The 21,452-nt window shown below is 76.2% G+C and carries 16 protein-coding genes; 6 read left to right on the forward strand and 10 right to left on the reverse strand.

All coding sequences use genetic code 11. The features are described 5' to 3' along the window. Window positions 1-61: 61 nt before the first annotated feature. Entirely contained in the window at window positions 62-1,348 is a 1,287-nt protein-coding gene (locus NXY84_RS06895) for an ABC transporter substrate-binding protein (RefSeq protein ID WP_396126387.1), read from the reverse strand. A 305-nt stretch (window positions 1,349-1,653) separates the two neighbouring features. Continuing rightward, window positions 1,654-2,169, reverse strand: coding sequence for a DUF2505 domain-containing protein (locus NXY84_RS06900; protein ID WP_258726373.1), 516 nt, complete (start codon window positions 2,167-2,169; stop codon window positions 1,654-1,656). A 102-nt stretch (window positions 2,170-2,271) separates the two neighbouring features. On the opposite strand from NXY84_RS06900, the gene NXY84_RS06905 reads away from it, so the two are divergent. Continuing rightward, a complete protein-coding gene (locus NXY84_RS06905; protein WP_258726374.1) occupies window positions 2,272-3,762 on the forward strand; it encodes a sensor histidine kinase in 1,491 nt (496 codons plus the stop codon). A 93-nt stretch (window positions 3,763-3,855) separates the two neighbouring features. On the opposite strand, the gene NXY84_RS06910 is transcribed toward NXY84_RS06905, so the two are convergent. Beyond that, on the reverse strand, window positions 3,856-4,104 hold the full coding sequence (locus tag NXY84_RS06910) for a WhiB family transcriptional regulator (RefSeq protein WP_034632667.1): 249 nt from the start codon (window positions 4,102-4,104) through the stop codon (window positions 3,856-3,858). 490 nt (window positions 4,105-4,594) lie between these two features. Between NXY84_RS06910 and NXY84_RS06915 the strand changes: the two genes are divergently transcribed. Then, window positions 4,595-4,990, forward strand: coding sequence for a hypothetical protein (locus NXY84_RS06915; RefSeq protein ID WP_258726375.1), 396 nt, complete (start codon window positions 4,595-4,597; stop codon window positions 4,988-4,990). A gap of 63 nt (window positions 4,991-5,053) precedes the next feature. On the opposite strand, the gene NXY84_RS06920 is transcribed toward NXY84_RS06915, so the two are convergent. From NXY84_RS06920 to NXY84_RS06940, 5 genes are all read right to left on the reverse strand, one after another. Further along, window positions 5,054-9,451: an FtsK/SpoIIIE domain-containing protein gene (locus NXY84_RS06920; protein ID WP_258726376.1), complete on the reverse strand. Its 4,398-nt coding sequence runs from the start codon at window positions 9,449-9,451 to the stop codon at window positions 5,054-5,056. Between the two features lie 96 nt (window positions 9,452-9,547). After that, window positions 9,548-12,211, reverse strand: coding sequence for an ABC transporter permease (locus tag NXY84_RS06925; RefSeq protein WP_258726377.1), 2,664 nt, complete (start codon window positions 12,209-12,211; stop codon window positions 9,548-9,550). Continuing rightward, window positions 12,211-13,032 carry an ABC transporter ATP-binding protein gene (locus tag NXY84_RS06930; RefSeq protein ID WP_258726378.1) on the reverse strand — a complete coding sequence of 274 codons (822 nt, stop codon included), beginning with the start codon at window positions 13,030-13,032 and terminating at the stop codon, window positions 12,211-12,213. Before NXY84_RS06930 ends, NXY84_RS06925 begins: the two co-directional genes overlap by 1 nt. Window positions 13,033-13,139: 107 nt before the next feature. Further along, on the reverse strand, window positions 13,140-13,859 hold the full coding sequence (locus NXY84_RS06935; protein WP_258726379.1) for a response regulator: 720 nt from the start codon (window positions 13,857-13,859) through the stop codon (window positions 13,140-13,142). Continuing rightward, complete coding sequence (locus NXY84_RS06940; protein WP_258726380.1) at window positions 13,856-15,289, reverse strand: sensor histidine kinase; 1,434 nt, start codon at window positions 15,287-15,289, stop codon at window positions 13,856-13,858. Before NXY84_RS06940 ends, NXY84_RS06935 begins: the two co-directional genes overlap by 4 nt. A 265-nt stretch (window positions 15,290-15,554) precedes the next feature. Here NXY84_RS06940 and NXY84_RS06945 point away from each other — a divergent pair, with 265 nt between their 5' ends. Both NXY84_RS06945 and NXY84_RS06950 read left to right on the forward strand, forming a co-directional pair. Continuing rightward, window positions 15,555-16,247 (forward strand): response regulator transcription factor, encoded by a 693-nt coding sequence (locus tag NXY84_RS06945; protein WP_258726381.1) that lies wholly within the window; start codon window positions 15,555-15,557, stop codon window positions 16,245-16,247. A 2-nt stretch (window positions 16,248-16,249) separates the two neighbouring features. Beyond that, on the forward strand, window positions 16,250-17,572 hold the full coding sequence (locus tag NXY84_RS06950) for an ATP-binding protein (protein ID WP_258726382.1): 1,323 nt from the start codon (window positions 16,250-16,252) through the stop codon (window positions 17,570-17,572). 35 nt (window positions 17,573-17,607) lie between these two features. On the opposite strand, the gene NXY84_RS06955 is transcribed toward NXY84_RS06950, so the two are convergent. Next, a complete protein-coding gene (locus NXY84_RS06955) occupies window positions 17,608-18,210 on the reverse strand; it encodes a GtrA family protein (RefSeq protein WP_258726383.1) in 603 nt (200 codons plus the stop codon). A 249-nt stretch (window positions 18,211-18,459) separates the two neighbouring features. On the opposite strand from NXY84_RS06955, the gene NXY84_RS06960 reads away from it, so the two are divergent. Beyond that, window positions 18,460-19,665 carry a 5-(carboxyamino)imidazole ribonucleotide synthase gene (locus tag NXY84_RS06960; protein WP_258726384.1) on the forward strand — a complete coding sequence of 402 codons (1,206 nt, stop codon included), beginning with the start codon at window positions 18,460-18,462 and terminating at the stop codon, window positions 19,663-19,665. A 107-nt stretch (window positions 19,666-19,772) separates the two neighbouring features. Beyond that, the gene (purE, locus tag NXY84_RS06965; RefSeq protein ID WP_258726385.1) at window positions 19,773-20,318 is read left to right on the forward strand and encodes a 5-(carboxyamino)imidazole ribonucleotide mutase; all 546 of its coding nucleotides are present in this window, start codon (window positions 19,773-19,775) and stop codon (window positions 20,316-20,318) included. An 18-nt stretch (window positions 20,319-20,336) separates the two neighbouring features. On the opposite strand, the gene NXY84_RS06970 is transcribed toward purE, so the two are convergent. After that, on the reverse strand, window positions 20,337-21,242 hold the full coding sequence (locus NXY84_RS06970) for an LCP family protein (RefSeq protein WP_258726386.1): 906 nt from the start codon (window positions 21,240-21,242) through the stop codon (window positions 20,337-20,339). Window positions 21,243-21,452 lie beyond the last annotated feature (210 nt).

A 21,452-nucleotide genomic window follows, 5' to 3' on the forward strand; every position in this document is an offset into this window, starting at 1 on the left:
GTCGTCGAGCGTGGGACAGGGCCGGGCCGGCGGTGCGTCCGCCGGCCCGGCCCTGGTGGAATCAGCCGAGTGCGCTGACTGCCTCTTCGAACTTGGCCCACGACGTCGCGGCGTCGTCGGTCTGGTCCACGTCCACGCGGTTGATCGCCTGCGACATCGCGTCGCTGACCGCGAAGTAGTTCGGGCCCTTGAACGGCGGGACCGGGTTCACGGCGAGCGCCCGCTCGGACAGGATCTGGCCGGTGGGGGCGTTGTTGAAGAACTCGTTCGTGACCGAGAGCAGGTCCTCGCTCTCGAGGGCCTCGGTCTGGCTCGGGAACGTGCCCTTCGCCTTGAACGCCTTGATCTGCTGCTCGGGAGCCGTCAGCCAGGCAGCGAGAGCCTTGGCCTCCTCCGGGTGCTCACCCTGGGCCGGGACGGTCAGGAACGAGCCGCCCCAGTTGCCGCCGCCGCCGGGGAAGACGTTGGCGATGTCCCAGCCGGTGACGCCGTCGGCGTTGCCCTCGATGACACCGAGCATCCAGCCCGGCGCGAGCATCGTCGCGAAGCCGTTGTTCTGGAACGACGCGGTCCAGTCCTCGCTCCACTGCGACTTGTGCGACGAGAGGTTCTTCTCGACGCCGGCCTCGAGGACGGCGTCGTACGCCTCCCGGACCTCGGGGTTCTCGAGCGCGGTGATCTCACCGGTCTCGGGGTCCTCGAAGGCGGCCTCCATCTGGTTGACCATGCCCTGGAAGATGGCGGCGCTCGAGTCGAAGAACGCGACGTCGGGGCTGTTGGCCTTGAACTGCTCGCCGACCGCGAAGTACTTGTCCCACGTGGCGTCCTCGCCACCGAACAGCGCGGCGACCTCCTCGCGGTCGGTCGGGAGACCGGCAGCGGCGAACAGGTCGGAGCGGTACGCGATGGCCTCGGGGCCGATGTCGGTGCCGTAGCCGATGAGGCGGCCGTCCTCGGCCGTGGCCTGCGCGACCTTCCAGTCGAGCCAGCGGCCCTCGACCTCGTCCGACGTCAGGTCGACGAACTTGTCCGAGTACTGGAGGAGCTCGGGGAGCCAGTCGACCTCGATGGCCTCGATGTCCGAGAGGCCGGAGCCCGCGGCGAGACGCGTGTTGAGGTTGTCGCGCGCCTCGTTCGAGGTGGCGGCCTTCTTGTGCTCGACGGTGATGTTCGGGTTCGCGGCCTCGTACTCGGCGATGAGGTCCTCGTAGCCGAACTCGTTGAACGTGGCGACCGTCAGCGTGATCTTCTCGTCACCGCTGGCGTCGTCGGTCGACCCCGAGTCGCCCGAGCCGCATGCGGTGGCGAGGAGGGCAACACCCGTCACCCCGGCCGCGACGGCCCACATCTTGCGTGTGGTCTTGCGCACTGTGACTCCCTTGTCAGTCGGACGGCGTCCTCGCCGTACCCGTGGACGCGACGGACGCACCGCCGCAGGGGGCGCGCGGACGACCGGTCACGTGGGCCGTGTGGACCCTCACGTGGGGACGTTCCCGTGGAATGTGCGGGAGCGTTCCCACGCGCTGCGGTGAACTCTGTCCTCAGGCTGGTCGGGTGTCAAGGATGAGAGCCCCGACATCTCCGTGGTAGCGATCCCACACCGGTGTTCCCGCAGGTCACAGCGTTATGGACACGTTAGGTGTTACCGAATTGTTACGGCTGGACACCCGATCCGTGATCTTCGAGCCAGCGGGCCGCGACGGCCGACTCCGCACCCAGCGCGGTCCGGATCGCGCCACCCGCGGCCTCCTCGACCGCGGCGGCGAACAGGGGGATCGCGGCCTTGACCTCGCCCTCGTACGTGAGGGTCGTCCGGTCGCCGGCCGGCGTGAGCGACGACGTGCCCGTGAGGCGCACGGGAGCTCCCGTGATCTCGACGACCACGGTCCCGCGGCGCGACCCGTCGGGAGCCGGCCCCTCCCACGCCTCGACCTGACGCACGTCGAGCCGCGAGCCGACGAAGCCGCGCACGTTCGCGGGGATCTGGTCCGTCGGGAGCGAGCGGCGCGTCGTCACGGTGAAGGCACCGCCCTCGCCGGCCACGACGTCGACCTGCTGGTCGAGCGCACCGGAGGCCCGCACCTTCGCGTGCACGTACGCCGGGTCGGCGAGCATCGCGGCGACCGCCTCGGGCGTGCCGGCGAGGTCGAGCGGGACATGGAGGTGCACGGCGCTGGGTCCTTCCCTGCGGGGCTGGTGCCGCGAGTTTATCCGCCGGGCCCCGCACGGTGCGCGAGCCGCGCTGCCCGGACGCGCGCCTACGCTGGACCGGTGTCCACCCTGAGCGACCTCGCCACGCGCCACGCGTCCTCCCTCGACGCCGCCGACCTCGAGTGGCTCCACCTGCTCGTCGGTGACTGGCAGGTGATCTCCGACCTCGCGTTCGCCGACCTCGTGCTCTGGCTCCCCGCCGACGACGGGGACTTCGTCGCCATCGCGCAGTGCCGCCCGAGCACCGGCGCAACCGTGCACTACGACGACGTCGTCGGCTCGCGCCCCCCCGAGGGGCAGCGGCCCCAGCTGCAGAAGTCGCTCACCGAGGTCCGGGCCCAGCGCTCGCGCGAGCCGCGCTGGTTCGGCTCCTACGCGGTGCGCGAGGAGGCGGTGCCCGTCGTGCGCCAGGGCCGCGCGATCGCGGTCGTCGCCCGGCAGACGAATCTCGGCGGTGCGCGCACGCCGAGCCGGCTCGAGCTCAACTACGTCGAGGCCGCCGACGACCTCATGGGCATGATCTCGCGCGGTGAGTTCCCTGCGGCGAACGCCCCCACCGGTCCGCGCCGCGGAGCGCCCCGGGTCGGCGACGGGCTCATCCGGCTGAACTCCGAGGGCGAGGTGCTGTACGCGAGCCCGAACGCGCTCAGCTGCTTCCACCGGCTCGGCGCGCTCGGCGACCTCGTCGGGCGCTCGCTCGTCGAGGTCACGACCGACCTGATCGAGCAGAAGGCCACCGTCGACGAGTCCATGCCGCTCGTCGTGATGGGGCGTGCGCCCTGGCGCACCGACATCGAGGCGCGCGGCGTGGCGCTCTCGCTGCGCGCCGTCCCGCTCACGGAGCACGGCCAGCGGCTCGGCGCCGTGCTGCTCTGCCGGGACGTCTCCGAGCTGCGCCGTCGTGAGCGCGAGCTCATCACCAAGGACGCGACGATCCGCGAGATCCACCACCGGGTCAAGAACAACCTGCAGACCGTCGCGGCGCTGCTCCGGCTGCAGTCCCGCCGGATGAGCAGCCCCGAGGCGAAGGACGCGCTCGACGAGGCGATGCGACGCGTCGCGACCATCGCGCTCGTGCACGAGACCCTGTCGCAGACCCTCGACGAGGCGGTGCCGTTCGACGACCTCGTGGGGCGGAGCCTGCGCCTCGCGGCGGACGTGGCGTCGGCCGGCGGCCACGTGCGGACCGTGGTGCAAGGCGTGTTCGGGCTCGTGCCCGCCGAGGACGCGACGGCGCTCGCGCTCGTGCTGACCGAGCTCGTGACCAACGCGGTCGAGCACGGGCTCGCGAACGGCGTCGGCGGCACGGTCGAGATCACCGCGGTGCGCGACGGCGACGCGCTCGGGATCACCGTCGCGGACGACGGCGTCGGGCTCCCCGAGAAGGCCGGCGCGGGGACCGGGCTGGGGACGCAGATCGTCTCGACGCTCGTGACCAACGAGCTGCGGGGGTCCATCACGTGGGGCGCGCGCGAGGGCGGCGGCACCGAGGTCGTGCTCGACGTCGTGCTGCGGACGCCCAACCGCGAGACCGGGTCGATCCGGCACTGAGCGCGCGGGCTGGGGGCGGCGCGCTCGCCCCGGACGCGACTCAGCCGCCGGTGCCCGTGGGCATCGACGGCTGAGAACGGACGGTCGGGTGCGTCAGCTCGCGCGACGCTGGCGCGCGGTGCGGCGCTTGAGGGCGCGGCGCTCGTCCTCCGAGAGCCCGCCCCAGACGCCCGCGTCCTGACCGGACTCGAGCGCCCACTTCAGGCACGTGTCCACGACGTCGCAGCGACGGCACACGGCCTTCGCCTCGTCGATCTGCAGCAGCGCAGGCCCGGTGTTCCCGATGGGGAAGAAGAGCTCCGGGTCCTCGTCCAGGCACGCTGCGCGGTGGCGCCAATCCATGACATCTCCTCGGCAGAGGGCAAGCCCGTTCCCTGTCGTGGGAGGCGGGCTCAGCGGGCAGGGCGCGACCAGGCCGCTGGAGGATGCGGCGGAACTGGGCCCTGCACTTCGGGTGGGGGTGTGAACTGCTGTTGACCAGCCTCACACCTGGGCTGAGCACGCACAAGAGTTACGCGGCGGTTTCCTCCGCGTGAACGCTGAGGTCTTCATCACACCTGTGTGAGCCCTGTGCCGAGGATCGTCACCGTACCCTGTTCCGCCGTCCGACCGCCAACCGCCTCGAGACGCAAGACGGGCGCGCTCGTGACCGCCCACCGCGCGCGGGCTCCGACGACCCCTGCCTCCCCCGCCGCCGGGCCGGTCGGAGCCCGCGGACGTGAGCCGCCGTGGCGTGGTCGCGGGGCTGGCCGGGGTCCCGCGGACCTGGTCGTGGCGCCGGGCGGAGCCTCGGGAGCACGGCACCGCCGACGTGCTCGCCTAGGGTCGAGCCATGCACGCCCGCCGCCCTCGCGCCCTCGTCGTCGTCTGCCTCCTGGTCCTCGTCGAGGCCGCTGCGCTCGCCGGGCTCGCGGCCGCGTTCGTCGTCGACCTGGTGCGTGGAGCGGAGCTCCCCGGCCCGACGGCGTTCCTCGCGGTCTTCCTCCTGGGGGTCGCCGTGGTGCTCGTGGTCGCGACCCGCGCCCTCGCCGACGGCCGGCGCTGGGCCCGCTCGCCCGTGCTGACCTGGCAGCTGCTGCTGCTCGTCCTGGCGATCGGGTGGTTCTCCGCGGAGCCGAGCCCGTGGGCCGCCGGGGTGGTGCTCGTGGCGCTCGTGGTCGGCGTCGGCCTCCTGCTGCCCCCGGTCGTCGCGGCGACGACCGCGCCGCGCACGCCGCCGGCGACCTGAGCTGATCGGACCCGGGAGCGGGTCCGGTGCTCGGTCGGTCGAGGGCGACGGACCGGACGCAGCTCACCCCCGGCCGCCCCACGGGGGCAGCGCGACCTGGAGCGGCACGACGTCGCGACCTGTGACCAGCACCCCGCGGCCGAGCAGGTGCGGGTGCGCCGGGTCGAGCGCCCACTCGACCGCCGTCCCGAACACCTCGGCGGAGCCGGGTTCGTGCGGGTGCAGCACGATGCCCCTCCGGCTGTGGCGCAGCGCGGCGAGCGGAGGGCGGTAGGCGGTCGCTGCGCGCGCGGTCGAGCTCGACGCGACGAGCCGCGAGCCCGGGGCGACGGCGTCCCGAGGGACCGGCGCGCCGGTGGGCCGCTCGCCGCCGACGGGGAGGTCGGTGCCCGGCGGGCCGGCGCGTGACGTGTCCGCTCCCGGTGTGCCCGCGCCCGGGGTGCCGGTGCGGGACGCGACCGCGCCCGGTCCCCGGCGGGCGTCGCCCCCGCGCTCGAGCCAGGCGACGAGGCGCTCGACGAGGTGCGGCGCCGACACCTCGAGCGCGTCGAGGTCGTCGACCACGACGTCCACGGGACCCGTCGCGTTCTCGAGGTGCCCGAGCAGGTCCCCGAGCTCGCGGCTGCCCACGGACCAGCGCGCGCCCGGCATGTCGGCGAGCGGGGCGTCGTCGGCGAGCACGGCGACGTCGCGTCCGGCGCGGACCAGGGCCGACGCCACGGCCGCCAGCGCCGTCGTGCGCCCGGAGCCGGGCGGTCCCACGACGAGTGCGCCCCGCTGCACGTCGAGCGTGAGGACCTCCGCGGAGTCGCCGCCGCGGCCCACGGGCACCGCGTGGGTCGCCGGCCGGGTGACGGCCGCCGGCGTATCGGGGATGGCGGGCCGCTCCAGTGGCCACGGGTCGACGGTCGCCGGCAGGTCGCCGGGTGCTCGTGGATCGAGCGGTGCCCGCCGATCCCGGGGCGCCGCTCCAGCGGGGCCCGGGGCGGTGTCCGTCGCCGAGGGGAGCGTCACGTGCGTCGGTACTGGGACCAGCCGCAGCACGTGGCGCGGCGTCGCGTCGACGGACGCGCTGGGCGGGCCCTCCGCGACCGCGACCTGGCACAGCACAGCACCGCCGTCGCCGACGTGGACCGCGCGACCCGGCGGCCGCCGCCCGCGGGCCAGCTCGGTCGGGACCCCGGCGAGCACGTCCGTGACCGGGTCGGCCGGCCCCAGCACGAGCCGGTTGCCGAAGTGACCCACCAGCGACGCGAGCCCGCTGCCCGAGCCGCAGCCCGCCGCGACGGCGACGCGTCGGGCGCGGCCGTCGCGCAGGAGGTCCACGAACAGCTCGCCCGCCGCGCCGCGGGCGACACCGTCGAGCGCCGCGACCGCCGGCTCGAGCCCGTCGACCACGAGCAGCTGCGGCCGGTCCGGCGGGCCGGCCCCGTCGCCGGTCGCCCGCGGAGCGGCCCGGCACCCGGCGAGGAGCCGCACGAGCCGGGCCAGCCGGCGCGGGTCGTCGGGCCCGACCACCGTCCCCAGCAGCTCGGCGGGCGCGGGGAGCGCGTCGGGCGGGAAGCCGACCGCGTGCACGTCCCAGCCCAGCTCGAGCGCGCCGTGCACGGCCGTGCGCAGCGCGGTCGTCCGGCCGGAGCCGGGCCCGCCGCGCACGAGCAGGTGACCGTCGGCCGGTCGCCACGCGACCAGCGAGCGGCGTTGCTCCGCAGGAACGTCGCCGAGCCCGAGCAGCACGTCGCCGCTCGTCGGGAGCGTCCCGGCGTCCGCGGCGTCGTCGCGCACCTCCCCGCGGGTCACGCGCTCGGGCAGCGCGGGCAGCCACGGCGAGACGGGACACGGGAGACCCCGGGCCGCCGTCCGGACCGCCTCGACGTAGCGGCTGAGCCCGTCGTCCTCGTGCGCGACGTCGGGACCGGTCGGCACCCACGCCGACGAGGCCGTGAGCCACGGGGCGGCGAGCCGGACGCCGTCCTGCCGGCGCCGGCCGTGCGGCAGCGCCACCTGCAGCTGCTCCGGTGCGCGGTTGCCGCGGCGCAGCACGGCACGTCCGGGCCGGTCGACGGGGAGCGCGGCGGCGTCGGGGACCCCGAGGACGTCGGTCGACTCGGCGCCGTCCGCGACGCGCAGCGCGACCCGGAGCGTGATGTTCGCGCGCAGGTCCGGGCCGACCGCCCCGGCGGGCCGCTGCGTCGCCAGGACGAGGTGCATGCCGAGCGCACGCCCCTGGGCCGCGACCCGCAGCAGGCCGGGCACGAAGGTCGGCACCTCGTCGGCGAGCGCCCGGAACTCGTCGACCACGACGAGCAGGCGGGGTGGGGGCAGGACGGACGTCCGTCCGGCCCGGTGCTCCGCCGCGAGCGCGTCGACGTCCGGGGCGCCCGCCTCCGCGAGGAGCCGCTCGCGCCGGTGCAGCTCGGCGCGCAGCCCCGCGAGGGCCCGCTCGGCGAGGGCGCCGTCGAGGTCGGTCACCTGGCCCACCACGTGGGGGAGCCGAGCGACGGGGCCGAAGCTCGCGCCGCCCTTGTAGTCGACCAGGGCGACCGCGAGACGTTCCGGGGGGTGCGTCAGCGCCAGCGTGAGAACCAGGGTCTGGAGCAGCCCGGACTTGCCCGCCCCCGTCGTGCCGGCGACGAGGGCGTGCGGCCCGTCGGCGACGAGGTCGACGTGCACCGCACCGGCGCGGTCGACCCCCAGCGCGGCACGCAGCCCGGGCGCGGCGGGCTCGGCCCACCGCGCCGCGACCGCCGACGCGTCGGGCGGGGGAACGCCGTCGAGCTCGCCGAGCGCGACCGTCCCGGGCAGGGGGTCCTCCCCGCCGAGGGAGCGCGCACCCGCGTCCGGGGCCGTGCCGTACGGGGCGACCGGTACGGAGCCGTCGGAGGCGGGACGGCCGGCGAGCGGGACGCCTTCGAGCGACCCACCGGCCCGAGCCCCGGCGACCCTGCGGGCGTGGGTCTCCGCCCAGGCAGCCGTCACGGCGTGCAGCGGCAGCGGGCGCCGGGTCCCGCCGACGCGCGCCGTCGACCCGTCGGGCCCGACGGCGAGCACCGATGTGCACCAGGCCGGCACGGACCCCGGGCCGTCGACGACGAGGACGAGCGCGGTCCCGGGTCCGCCGTGGTCGGCGCGGGTCCGGGCGAGGACGGCGGGCCCGTCGACGACGACGACCCGTGCCGCACCCGGTGCCCCCGCCGCGAGCCGGCGCACCACCGGCCCGTGCCCGTACGTCGGCGTCGGAGCCTCCGCGAGCCACCGCGCCCAGCGCCACTCCGCGCGACGGTCGGCGTCGCACCGGACCAGGAGCGCGCCGCGGCCGTCCGGTCCCACCAGGCCCAGGGCGAGCGCGCGTGCGGCGCCCAGGGCGAGGTGCCGCCGACCCGTCACGGCGAGCGTGAGGCCGCGCGCGCCCACGGCGGCGTGCCCGAGCCGGCGCAGGGTCCCGTCCGCGGCCGGCGTGGTCGTCGGGGGCACCCCCGGGACCGTGGCGAGGACCGTCGCAGCGGCCAGGTCCGCGGGTGCGAGCGGGGCCTCGTCCGCGTCGCCGGGAGGCGCTCCGCCGGTCCCCGTGGGTCGCCCCGGCGTCGTCCCGCGCCCCGAGAGCCCGGGCACGGCGCCCGCCTGCGGGGCGCGGCGGCGGTGCGCTCGCGCGCGGCCCGCGTGGGCGAGCATCAGGACCGGTCCGAGCAGCGCGCCGACGAGCAGGACCGGGTTCCCGGTGCTCACGGCGAGCGCGGCGGACCCGACGGCCGGTCCGAGCCAGAGCCAGGCGCCGGGACCGGTGCCGGGCCCGTCCGCCGGGGCGGCCGCGCGGTCCCGGCGACGGCGCGGCCCCCGCAGCTCGAGGACGGTCGAGCCGACGTGCAGCCGGTCGCCCGTGCGCAGCCGCACCGCGCGCCCGCGCAGCCGACGTGCCTGCGTGCGCCGGGGACGCGGGTGCTCACCGCCGGTCAGCGGCTCCCGGGGCGTGCCGCGACGGTCGGCGCGCGCCACGAGGGTCCCGTTGCTCGTCCGCAGGTCGCGGACGAGGACGTGCCGCCGGCGTGCCGTCAGGCCGAGGTGCTCGCGCGAGAGCTCGGGGTCCTCGACGCGCAGGTGCGTGCCGCCGACCGTGGCTGCGCCGCGCCCCACGACCAGCCCCGGCGCGACCGCGGCGAGAGCGCCGCAGTCCGGTCCGGCGACCACCGCGACGTGGAACCGGGCGTGCAGCGCGGCCTCGTCCGGGGGAGTGGGTCCGCGCCGGAGCCGGAGCTCGGCGCCCGCGAGGAGCGGGTACCGCCCGCACGGGTGCTCGTCGTCGACCGCGACCGCGCCCGCCGCGAGCCGGGCGCCGGGCGTCGACCACCGGGGATCTCCGGTGAGGCGGCTGAGAGCCGTGCGGACGTCCTGCGCGCGGGTCCCCGGCGGGACGTCGACCTCGGCGGCCGGCGCGGAGCCGGTGGGCTGCAGGAGGAGTCGCACGGCGCCCACGGTGCTGCACCGCGTCGGGCCGACCGGCGGGCCCGTGCCCATCGGGGGAGGACCCCGGTGTCCACAGGCCCGCCGGTCGGGCGGGGCTCAGTCCACGCCGAGCGCCGCGACCGGCGACGTGCGCGCGGCCGCGCGTCCGGGGAGGACGGACGCGAGCATGCCCGCCGCGAGCGCGACCACCAGGACCAGCACGAGGTGCCACCACGTGACCGACAGCACCACGTCGCCCATCGCACCGAGGAGCGTCGCGGAGCCCGCCCAGCCGTACAGCACGCCCAGGCCGACGCCCAGCGCGGCGCCCACGCCGGCGATGAGCGCGCCCTCGATCGCCAGCATCCACCGCAGCCGGCGCCGCGAGAGGCCGATCGCGCGCAGCGTCGCCGACTCGCGGCGCCGCTCGAGCACCGACAGCGACAGCGTGTTCGCGACGCCGACGAGCGCGATGAGCACCGCGACGCCGAGCAGCCCGACGACGATCGCGAGGAGCGTGTCGATGAGCCGCTGGTTGCCCGCCCGCTCGAGCGCCGAGCCGTTGACCTCGACGGACTCGTCGGCGAGCGCGTCGGACAGCGCCGGCACGACGTCCCCGGCGTCCTTGACGTCGTCGAGCCGCACCCACACCCGGGTCACGGGGGCCTCGGGAGACAGCCCGTCGAGCACCTCCGGCGTCACGTAGGCGGTCTGACCGCCCAGGTCGACGAGCGCGGCGCGCAGGCCGAGCTCCCGGCCGCCGGCCGGCGTCGTCCCGTCCGCCCAGGACGCGCGCGCCACGACGTCCACGACGTCGCCCTCCTCGACGCCGAGGCTCTCGGCGAAGTCGCCGCCCAGGACGACGGTCCCGGGCTCCAGCCGGCTCGCGAGCACGTCCCCGTCGCGCATCAGGGACCGGGCGACGGCGGGGGTGACGGCGTACACGTCCGTCGGAATGCCCTCGGTGCTCCCCGCCGGCCCGATGGTGCCGAGCGTCGAGGCGAGCGTCGCGGTGTCGGCGACCCCGTCGGCGTCCGCGAGGGTCGAGACCGCGGCGGACGCGATCGCCGTCCGCTCGCCGGTGCCGTCGTCGAACGCGGTGACCTGGACGTCGACGGGGTACCGCTCGTCGAGCTCCTGGTCGAGGGTCACGCGCGCGCTCGCGGCCCCGGTGCTCATGAGCGCGACGAGGGTCACCCCGATGAGCAGCGCCGTGCTGGTCGCGGCCGTGCGGCGGGGGTTGCGCAGCGTGTTGGCGGTCGCGAGGCGCGCGGTCGGGCCGTTCCCCGCGAACGTGCGCCCGACGAGGCCCACGACGCGCGGCACCCAGTACACGGCGCCCAGCAGGATCCCCACGAAGGACGCGGCGCCCCCGAGGACGCCGAGCGCGAGCCCGACCATGGGGTTCGCGACGATGCCGAGCAACACGCCGCCCGCGAGGGCGACGAAGCCGCCGGCGGTGAGCAGCAGGCTCACGACGAGGCGACCCCGGCCGCCGCGCCCGCCGACCTCGACGAGCTCGGCGGGCCGCAGCGCCGCGACGGGTGCGACGCGGGTCGCGGCACGTGCGGGCAGCAGCGCCGCGAGGACGGTGACGATCGTCCCGACCGCGAGCGGCGCGAGGACGACCCACGGCGTGATCGTCACGGTCGTCGGCAGCGGTACGTCGAGGTCGACGCGCTGCAGGACGAGCAGTGCCACCTGCGCGAGCACGGTGCCGGTCACGAGCCCGGCGACCGACGCGACGCCGCCCAGGATCGCGGCCTCGGTCAGCACCGACCGGCGCACCTGGCCGCGCACCGCCCCGACGCACCGCAGGAGCGCGAGCGTGCGGGTGCGCTGGGCCACGAGCACCTGGAAGGTGTTCGCGATGACGAGGGCGGCGACGACGAGCGCGATCGACGCGAACCCCAGGACGAGCCCGGTGAAGACGTCGGTGCCCTGCGTGACGCGCCCGAGCGCCCGGACCGCGGCCTCGTCGGGGGTGAGGACCGTGACGTCGTCGACGGCCTCGTCGACCAGCGCGGTGATGCGGGCCGTGCTCGTGCCCGGGGTGAGGGCGAGCAGCGCACCGGTCGGCTGGAGCTCGTCGAGCGACCCGGCGCCCGCGACCGCCTGGACGTCCTCGAGGGGGAGCACCGCGGCGCCGCCCATCGCGAGGTAGGCGCCGCGCGGGTCGTCGAGGAGCCCGGTGACCTCGAGCGGGTAGTCCTCCGACTCGTAGGAGCCCTCGGGGGAGGTCTCGCTCGGGTCCGGGTCCCGCTCGGCGACCGGGGACGGGGCCGAGGACGGTCCGGGGGACTCCCCGGGGTCCGCCGGGACCCAGCGCACCCGGCTCGTCACGACGTCGTCGCCCGGGCGCACGCCGATCCGCTCGGCGGTGGCGGCGGGCAGCGCGATCTCGCCCGGCCGCTCGGGGAGCCGGCCGTCGACCAGCTCGAGGGGGTCGAGGCGCGGGTCGGACGCGCGGGGGAGGGCGAGGAGCGAGGCCCGCTTGCCGCCGCCCGCCCGGACCTCCAGCCAGCCGTGCACGTCCGGCTGGACGGCGTCGACGCCCGGCAGCGCGCGCAGCGCCTCGAGGTCGTCGCCCGTCACGAAGCCGTCGACCAGGAGGTCGGCGTCCGCGAGCGTGGCCGCGACGGAGTCGTAGCTCGTGCGGGTCATGACGCCGCCCGCGAGGAGGGTCGCCGCGACGAACGCCGTGCCGATGGCGATCGCGATGCCGCCCGACGCGAGGCGCCCGAGGCTGCGCCGCATCTGGGCCAGGGTGAGACGCAGCATCAGGCGCGCACCGCCGGGATGCTGCCGGTCGCCGGGAGCGGCTCGCCCGCGGGGACCTCGAGCCGGCGCAGCGCGTCGAGGCCCGCGAGGACCGCGTCGGGTGTCGGGTCGACGATGTCGCCGGCGATCCGCCCGTCGGCGAGGAGCACGACGCGGTCGGCGTACGCCGCGGCCGTCGGGTCGTGGGTGACCATGATGACCGTGCGGCCCAGCTCGCGCACCGAGCGCCGCAGGAAGCTCAGCACCTCGGCGCCGGAGCGCGAGTCGAGGTTGCCGGTCGGCTCGTCCGCGAACACGACCTCGGGCCGGGCGATGAGCGCGCGGGCGATCGCGACGCGCTGCTGCTGACCGCCCGAGAGCTCGGCCGGACGGTGCGCGAGGCGGTCGCGCAGGCCGAGCGTCCCCACGAGGGTGTCGAGCCACTCCGCGTCGACCGGGGCGCCCGCGAGGTCGAGCGGCAGCGTGATGTTCTGCGCCGCGGTGAACATCGGCAGCAGGTTGAACGACTGGAAGACGAACCCCACCCGGTCGCGCCGCAGCCGCGTGAGGGCGTCGTCGTCGAGCGTCGTGACGTCGGTGTCGCCGAGGTGCACCGTGCCGGAGGTCGCCGAGTCCAGGCCCGCGAGCAGGTGCATGAGCGTCGACTTGCCCGAGCCCGACGGGCCCATGATCGCGGTGAACTCCCCGGCCGCGAAGTCCACGTCGACGCCGGCGAGCGCGTGCACCGCGGAGGCCCCGCTGCCGTACACCTTGGTGAGGCCGCGCGCGCGGGAGGCGACGTGCGGCTCGGGGCCGGCAGGGCGGTAGACGGTCGTGTCCACGGGTGCTCCAGGGGTCATCGGGGTGGTGGTCCCGACGCTACGGAGCGTGGTGCGGGGTGCGCGTCGGGCCGTGGGCTGGTCCGGCGGTCATCCCGTGGGGGGACGGCTCACGCCCCGGGTCGCACGAGGCCCGCCTCGTAGGCCACGACGACCGCCTGGACGCGGTCCCGCGCGCCCAGCTTGGCGAGGATGCGCCCGACGTGCGTCTTGACGGTGGCCTCCGCGACGAACAGGTCCTGGCCGATCTCGGTGTTCGACCGGCCCCGGGCCATGTGCACGAGCACCTCGCGCTCGCGGTCCGTGAGCTCGGCGACGGCTGCGTGCGCCGGGCCGGCCTCACCTGCCTGCTGCTCCGCGGGGAGCACCGTGACGAGGTGCTCGATGAGCCGCCGTGTGCTCGACGGCGCGATCACCGCGTCGCCCGCGTGCACCGTGCGGATCGCGTCGAGCATCTCCTCGGGCGGGGCGTCCTTGAGCAGGAACCCGCTCGCGCCGGCACGGATCGCGGCGAGCACGTACTCGTCGAGGTCGAACGTCGTGAGCACGATGATCCGCGGGGCGGGCTCGCCGGGCGTCGCGGCCGCGGTGATGGCGGCGGTCGCCGCGAGTCCGTCCATCGTGGGCATGCGCACGTCCATCAGCACCACGTCGACCTGCCCGACGACGCTCCGGGACGCCGCGTCGGGAGCGAGGGCCCGGACGATCTGCGCGCCGTCGCCGGCCTCGAGCACGACCTCGAGGTCCGGCTGGGAGTCGATCACCATGCGGAACCCGGCCCGCACGAGCTGCTGGTCGTCGACGAGCGCGACGCGGACGGGGCCGCTCACAGCGGCTTCCGGGTGGTCATGTCGGGGGCTCCCTGGGGTGCTGTCGGGGGTGGGGCTGCTGCGGGCGAGGGGGCTGGGGCGGGCGGGGACGCCGGTGCGGGCGTCGCGACCGGTGCCTGCACCGCCGCTCCCGGGCGCGCGGGTGCGGGCGAGGCTCCCGGGACCGGGGCGCGGTCGCCGCCGACGGGCGGCAGGGGGATCTGGGCGCGGACCCGGAACCCGCCGCCGGGGCGCGGGCCGGCCGTCACGGAGCCGCCGAACATCGCCGCACGCTCCCGCATCCCGAGCAGGCCCTGGCCGAGCCCGTCGGACTCGGCGGCGGCGCCGCGGCCGTCGTCGCCGATCTCCAGCACGAGCGACGCGTCGAGCCACTGCACCACGACGGTCACGGTCGGGTCCGGCCCGGCGTGCTTGAGGATGTTGGTGAGCGCCTCCTGGCAGATGCGGTAGGCCGTGAGGCCGGCGCCGGGCGGCAGGCGCCGGGCCGTGCCCATGCGCACGAGCGAGACGCGCAGGCCGCTCGCCCGCACCTGCTCGACGAGCGCCTCCAGGTCCTGCTCGGCGGGCTGCGGCGTGTACGGCGCACCGCCCGCGCCGCCCGGTCCGGTGGAGATGCCGCTCACCGCGGGCGCGGGGCCGCCGGGCTGGGCGGCCTCGTCGGTGCGCAGCACGCCGAGCAGCCGCCGCATGTCGCCGAGCGCCGCGCGACCGGTCTCGGCGATGGTGCCGAGCGAGCGCGCCGCCGCGGCGGGGTCGGCCCCGGCGGCGTACCGGCCCCCGTCGGCCTGGGCGATCATCACGCTGAGGGAGTGGGCGACGATGTCGTGCATCTCGCGCGCGATGCGGGACCGCTCCGCCGCCGTCGCGATCTGGTGCTGCTGGTCGCGCTCGATCTCGAGGCGGCGGGCACGGTCGACGAGCGCGTCCATCGCCTCGCGGCGCGACCGGCGCACGAGGCCGAACGCCCAGACGGCGAGCGAGATCGCGGAGCCGAACATCCACGCGAACGCGCCCGCGAACGGGTCGTAGGCCCACCCGAGCGTGACACCGAGCACGAGCGAGCCGACGATCGCGCCGAGCACGGCGACCCGGTGCGCCCAGCGCGGCCCGTGCACCGTGACCGAGTACAGCGCGAGCAGCACCGCGACGTCGGCGGGCAGCAGCGGGCCGTACCCGCCGGTGAGGTGGATGAGGGCGATCGTGTAGACGGTCGCGACCGAGGCGACCGGCTGCGCGCGGCGCCACGCGAGCGGCGCGATCAGGGCGAGCGCGATGAGGGGGACGCCGGCGCTCTGGTACCCCGCCTCGTACACGGTCCCGACGAGGGCGGTGACCGGGACGGCGACGAGCGCGAGGAGCGCGGTGCCCGCGGCGTCGACGGCGAGCCGATGGGTGTCCTCCCACCGGATCGCTCGCTCCCACCAGCCCACCGGACGAGAGTAGGCACCGGGCACCGCGCCGTCGTGCACCCGGGGGTGGACGGCCCGTCGCCGCGCCGTCCGTCCGCGGGGGGACCGGACCGCCTGCCGGGAGGGGACCGGCAGGCGGCCGTCGTGCTCACCGCAACGGCCGTGGGCCGCCGTCTCGTAGGCAACCAGCCCACGCGCTGCGGGTCAAGAGGTAACTTCGGACGCCTAAGTAAGTCGTCCGCGGAAGTCCTCCGGACATCGCACGGTCGTGACCTAGCATGGGCGAATGACTCACGTGCTGCTGGCGGAGGACGACCCTGCGATTGCCGAGCCTTTGGCCCGCGCGCTCGGCCGCGAGGGTTATGACGTCCACGTGCAAGGTACGGGTCAAGGGGCCATCGACGGCGCGGCAGCGGCCGACCTCGTGGTGCTCGACCTCGGGCTGCCCGACATGGACGGCCTCGACGTCGCGCGCGCGATCCGCAACCTCGGGCTGACCACGCCGGTCCTCGTCCTGACGGCGCGCGCCGACGAGGTCGACCTCGTCGTGGGGCTCGACGCGGGCGCCGACGACTACGTGACCAAGCCGTTCCGGCTCGCCGAGCTGCTCGCGCGCGTCCGGGCGCTCCTGCGGCGCACCGTCGGCGACCCCGCGGACGAGGACGAGCTGCACGCGCAGAACGTGCGCGTCGACGTCGCCGCCCACCGCGCCTTCCAGGGCGAGCGCGAGCTGCACCTCACCGCCAAGGAGTTCGACCTCCTGCGCGTGCTCGTCGCCGCCTCGGGCACCGTCGTCGCACGCGAGACGCTCATGCGCGAGGTCTGGGGCTCCGACCCGTCGGGCTCCACGAAGACGCTCGACATGCACGTGTCGTGGCTGCGCCGCAAGCTCGGGGACGACGCCAACTCCCCGCGGTACATCACGACCGTCCGCGGCATGGGCTTCCGGTTCGAGACCGGCGAGGCAGATCGGGGCTAGGCGTGCGCCGTCGCGTCCTCCAGGCGACCATCGCCGCGGTCACGGTGGCGGTCGTCCTGCTCGGCTTCCCGCTCGCGTTCCTCGGTGCCCAGCTCGTCGGCGAGACCCAGCTCCAGGCCATCCAGAAGCGCGCCGACGAGCTCGCGGACAAGGCCGACTTCCGCATCGACGAGAGCATCCCGTTCAGCGAGCGCATGCTCGAGCGCCACATCGGCGGCGACGGCGAGCTCCCCGCGTTCGTCCTGGTCACCGCGCCCGACGGCACCCGCTACCAGGCCGGGGAGTTCATCGAGGGCCGCACGCTGTCCAAGCACGTCCTGAGCGACACGGGGGTGCAGGTCTCGATCTACGTCTCGTGGTGGGACGTGTTCTGGCAGACGATGCGCGTCATCGGGCTCGTCGTCGCGGCCGCCGTCGTGGCCTTCGCCGCCGGCATCGCGATGGCCATCTGGCAGGCGAACCGGCTCGCCGCGCCGCTCGTCTACCTCGCCGCGTCCGCGGAGCAGCTCGGCTCCGGTCAGGTGCGCCCCGAGCTCGAGCCCTCGGGCGTCGAGGAGATCGACCTCGTCGCCGCCGAGCTCGCGCGCAGCGCCGACCGCATGGCCGGGCGCCTCGCCGCCGAGCGCCAGTTCGCCGCCGACGCCTCGCACCAGCTGCGCACGCCCCTGACTGCGCTCTCGATGCGCCTCGAGGAGATCACGCTCGCGACCGAGGAGGAGGCCGTCCGCGAGGAGGCCCGGATCTCCCTCGAGCAGGTCGAGCGGCTCGTCACCGTCGTCGACGACCTGCTCACGCGCTCGCGACGCGCGCAGGGCGGCACGACCGAGGCCGTGCGGCTGCTCGACGTCGTGCACCAACAGGAGGAGGAGTGGGCGCCCGCGTTCGCCGCCGCGAAGCGCCGGCTCGTCGTCGAGGTCGGAGCGGGCGTCCAGGTCCTCGCGACCCCCGGCGCGCTCGCCCAGGTCGTGGCGACGCTGATCGAGAACTCGCTCAAGCACGGCGACGGGACCACGACGGTGCGCTCGCGCAGCGGCGGGCCGTCCGGCGCGGTGGTGGTCGAGGTCGCCGACGAGGGCCAGGGCGTGCCCGACGAGCTCGCGCCGCGGATCTTCGAGCGCGAGGTGACCTCGGGCAAGGGGACCGGCCTCGGGCTCGCGCTCGCGCGGGACCTCGCGTCGGCCGACGGGGGACGCCTCGAGCTCGCGCAGCGGAGGCCGGCCGTGTTCGCGCTGTTCCTGTCCGGCGTGCCCGCCCAGCTCGCGCCCGACGTGGTCATGCCGCGCGGCTCGGTCATCTCGCCGCGGACCGACCGCCGCTGGCGGTAGTGCGGACCGACCGCCGGCGCGTGTGCGGGCGGGGGTCAGGCCCGGTCGAGCGAGGGCACCGGGGCGGTCGCATCGAGCGACGCGGCGTCCTCGACCGGCGCCTCACCGGTGAGCACGGGCGCGTCGGTGACCGTGACGTCCTCGAGGACGACGGGCGGGGCCACCGTCGGCACGACGTCGCCCGACGCGGACGTGAAGACGAACGTCTTGTAGCCGACGTACCGGACGATCGTGCCGAGCCCGATGCCGATGACGTTCGCGACGTTGTCCGCGAGCGGCGTCGTGAAGCCCAGCACGTAGTGCGAGAGCGCCAGCGTCCCGATCCCGAGCACGACGCCGACCGCGTTGACGACCGCGTACGCCGTGAACTCGCGCCCGCGCCGGGCGGTGCGGTGCTCGGCGAACGTCCAGTGCCGGTTGCCGAGCCACGAGACGACCGTCGCGGCGGCGATCGACAGCACGCGCGCGGTGATCGGCTTCTCGATCAGCAGCTCGCCCGGCCCGAACCGCAGGAGGTTGAACAGGCCGAGGTCGACGACGAACGCCACCCCGCCGACCGACAGGAACCGCGCGAGCTCGAGCACGCGGACCCGCAGGGCGAGCAGCCGCACCGGTCCTGCTCCAGGCGTAGACGTCACCGGTGGATCGTACCCCTGGGCCTCCGGCCGGCGGCGAGGCCGAGATCGGGTGAAAACGGACGCGCGGTCGGTGGGGACCGCGGCCGGGCGTCCCTGTCCCCGCCCCGCAACCGGTGCGGGCATGCCGCGGCTCGCGTCGCCAGTCCCTCGGGCGGCGGCGCGCCGCAGTGCCAGGCGGGTGGCGCACCGGGCGCCGCGGTCCCGGACGGTGCGGGCCGACGCCGCGGGGCTCGACTAGGCTCGACGCCCGTGACAGCACCCGTCGTGGCCGTGGTCGGTGGAGGCCAGCTCGCCCGCATGATGACGCCCGCCGCGACCGCGCTCGGGGTGCACCTGAGGGTGCTCGTCGAGGAGCCGACGTCGTCGGCCGCGCAGGTCGTGGTCGACGCGCCGGTCGGTGCCGCGCGCGACGAGCGGGCCGTCGAGGAGCTCGTCTCCGGCCGCCCCGGTACCGCCGTACCCGCGCACGCCGCCCGCGCCGACGTGCTCACGTTCGAGCACGAGCACGTCCCCTCGGCGCTCCTCGAGCGGCTCGTGGCGGGCGGCCTGCCCGTGCACCCGGCGCCGGGTGCGCTCCTGCACGCCCAGGACAAGCACGTGATGCGCCGGCGCCTGACCGAGCTCGGGGTGCCGTGCCCGCGTTGGGCCGCGGTCGCGGACCACGCGGCGCTCGAGGCGTTCCTCGGCTCGGTGGGCGGCGAGGCAGTCGTCAAGACGGTGCGCGGCGGGTACGACGGCAAGGGCGTCCGCGTGGTCCGGTCGGCGCGCGAGGTCGACGACTGGTTCGACGCCGCCGCCCGGGGCGAGGGCGCCGAGCTCCTCGCGGAGGAGAAGGTGCCGTTCACCCGCGAGCTGGCGGTGCTCGTGGCCCGCACGCCGTCGGGCGAGGTCCGGACGTGGCCCGTCGTGGAGTCCGTGCAGGTCGACGGCGTGTGCTCGGAGGTCGTGGCGCCCGCGCCGGACCTCGACCCCCGCACCGCCGAGGAGGCGCGGCGCACCGCGGTGGCGGTCGCCGAGGGGCTCGCGGTCACCGGCGTGCTGGCGGTCGAGCTGTTCGAGGTCCCGGGGGAGGGGCCGGGCGCCGCGCCACGGGTGCTCGTCAACGAGCTCGCGATGCGCCCGCACAACTCGGGTCACTGGACGATCGACGGCTCCGTCACCAGCCAGTTCGAGCAGCACCTGCGCGCGGTGCTCGACCTGCCCCTCGGCGACACCGCGCCCCGCGCGCCGTGGACCGTCATGGTCAACGTGCTCGGCAGCGCGCGCGCCGAGCTGACCGACGGCCTGCCGGTCGTCGCGCGCACCGACCCGCACGCGAAGGTGCATCTCTACGGCAAGGGCGTGCGACCCGGGCGCAAGCTCGGCCACGTCAACGTCTCGGGCGCCGACCTCGAGGACGTCCGCCGGCGGGCCCGGGCGGCGGCGGCCCTGCTGCGCGGCGAGGACCCGGCCTGACCGACGACGCGTGCGCCGGCCGGCGCCGGACGCGGCACGCGGGGACGGGGCCCGGACCCCCCACGACGCACCTGACCGCACCACCATCCCGCGAGTAGGAGACGGACATGGCAGCACAGCCCCTGGTCGGCATCGTGATGGGCTCGGACTCCGACTGGCCGGTGATGCAGGCCGCGGCCGAGGCCCTGGGCGAGTTCGGGGTCCCGGTCGAGGTCGACGTGGTCTCGGCGCACCGCCAGCCCGAGAAGATGGTCGAGTACGGGCGCTCGGCGGCCGACCGCGGGCTGCGGGCGATCGTCGCGGGTGCCGGCGGCGCGGCGCACCTGCCCGGCATGCTCGCGGCGGTCACGACCCTGCCGGTCATCGGCGTCCCCGTCCCCCTGGCGTACCTCGACGGGCTGGACTCGCTGCTGTCGATCGTCCAGATGCCCGCGGGCGTGCCGGTCGCCACCGTGTCCGTCGGCGGCGCGCGCAACGCCGGCCTGCTCGCGGTGCGGATCCTCGCGTCGGGGGTCGACGACGACGCGCGACGGCTCGCCGCGGCGATGGCCGAGTTCCAGGCCGGGCTGCGCGCGCAGGCCGACGCCAAGGGCGAGCGGCTGCGGGGTTCCTACGCGGACGGCGGGCGGCCGCGCACGGGGTTCACGGCCTGACGGCGTGGGAGGCCCGGCTCAGGGGGCCGGCATCCCGCCGACCTCGCCGGGCGGCTGCGAGCCGTCGCGGATCGCGGCGAAGAAGCCCGGTGCCAGGTCGGGGTCGAGCAGGACCGACGACCCGACGCCGCCGGGCCGGTAGTCGATGTTCGAGATCGGCGGGGTCCCCGTGATGCCGTCGGGCCCGTTCGCCGACCGGAACGTCAGCGCCATGCGGCCCAGGTCGACGATGCCGGTCTCGTCGCTCACCGTGAGCGCCGCGGTGCCCGAGCGCAGCAGCGCGACCTGCTTGGCCGGCTGCAGGAGCAGGCCCGGGTCCTGCACGCGGCTCGAGATCGACGCGATGAGCTGCTGCTGACGCTGGGCGCGCCCGATGTCCGCGTCCGGGTCCGCCTTGCGCATCCGGGCGAAGGCGAGCGCCTCCGTGCCGCCGACGTCGCGGCAGCCGGGGGTCCACACCATCCCGCTGTCCTTGTCGTCGACCGTCAGGTCGGAGCACAGGTTCACGCCTCCGACGGCGTCGACGATCTGCTCGAACCCGCCGAAGCCGACCTCGACGTAGTGGTCGACGGTCATGCCGGTGAGGCCCTCGACGGTCTGCACGAGCAGCGGTGCACCGCCCGCCGAGTACGCCGCGTTGAGCTTGCCGGGCCCCTGGCCGGGGATCTCGACGTAGGTGTCGCGCGGCAGGCTCAGGAGCGCCGCGGGACCCGAGGCGGGCTGGTGCAGCAGCATCATGGTGTCCGACCGCTGACCGGTCGTCTCGGGGTCCTCGATCGCCCCGTCGGCGCGGGAGTCCGAGCCGGCGAGCAGGTAGGTCGTGCCGTCCGTCCCCGGTGCCCCCGAGAGCGCCGCGACGTGCGCGAGCTTCCCGTCGGCCCAGATCAGCAGCCCGATCGGCCACGCGATCACGAGCACGAGCACGAGCGCGAGACCGACGGCGGCGAGCCGCCGCCGCGAGACGCGGGGGGCCGAGGCGCCGAGCCCCGACGCCGCGGGCGCGGGTCGGGCCGGACGCGTCGTCGCCGGCCGGGGGCTGCCGGGGCCGACCTGTGCGGACGCAGGCGGCCGTGCTGCGGGCGGGCGTGCGCCGGCTGCGCGCGCGGTGCCGGCAGTCGCGGCACCGGACGTCGA

This window comes from Cellulomonas sp. NS3 (assembly GCF_024757985.1).
In the GTDB taxonomy this organism is placed as follows: Bacteria; Actinomycetota; Actinomycetes; order Actinomycetales; family Cellulomonadaceae; genus Cellulomonas_A.

Bases quoted from the DNA above. Each gene is read 5' to 3' on its own strand.
- NXY84_RS06895 (WP_396126387.1), bottom strand. From the start codon at position 1,348: ATGTGGGCCGTCGCGGCCGGGGTGACGGGTGTTGCCCTCCTCGCCACC.
- NXY84_RS06910 (WP_034632667.1), bottom strand. From the start codon at position 4,104: ATGGATTGGCGCCACCGCGCAGCGTGCCTGGACGAGGACCCGGAGCTC.
- NXY84_RS06915 (WP_258726375.1), top strand. From the start codon at position 4,595: ATGCACGCCCGCCGCCCTCGCGCCCTCGTCGTCGTCTGCCTCCTGGTC.
- NXY84_RS06925 (WP_258726377.1), bottom strand. From the start codon at position 12,211: ATGCTGCGTCTCACCCTGGCCCAGATGCGGCGCAGCCTCGGGCGCCTC.
- NXY84_RS06945 (WP_258726381.1), top strand. From the start codon at position 15,555: ATGACTCACGTGCTGCTGGCGGAGGACGACCCTGCGATTGCCGAGCCT.
- purE (WP_258726385.1), top strand. From the start codon at position 19,773: ATGGCAGCACAGCCCCTGGTCGGCATCGTGATGGGCTCGGACTCCGAC.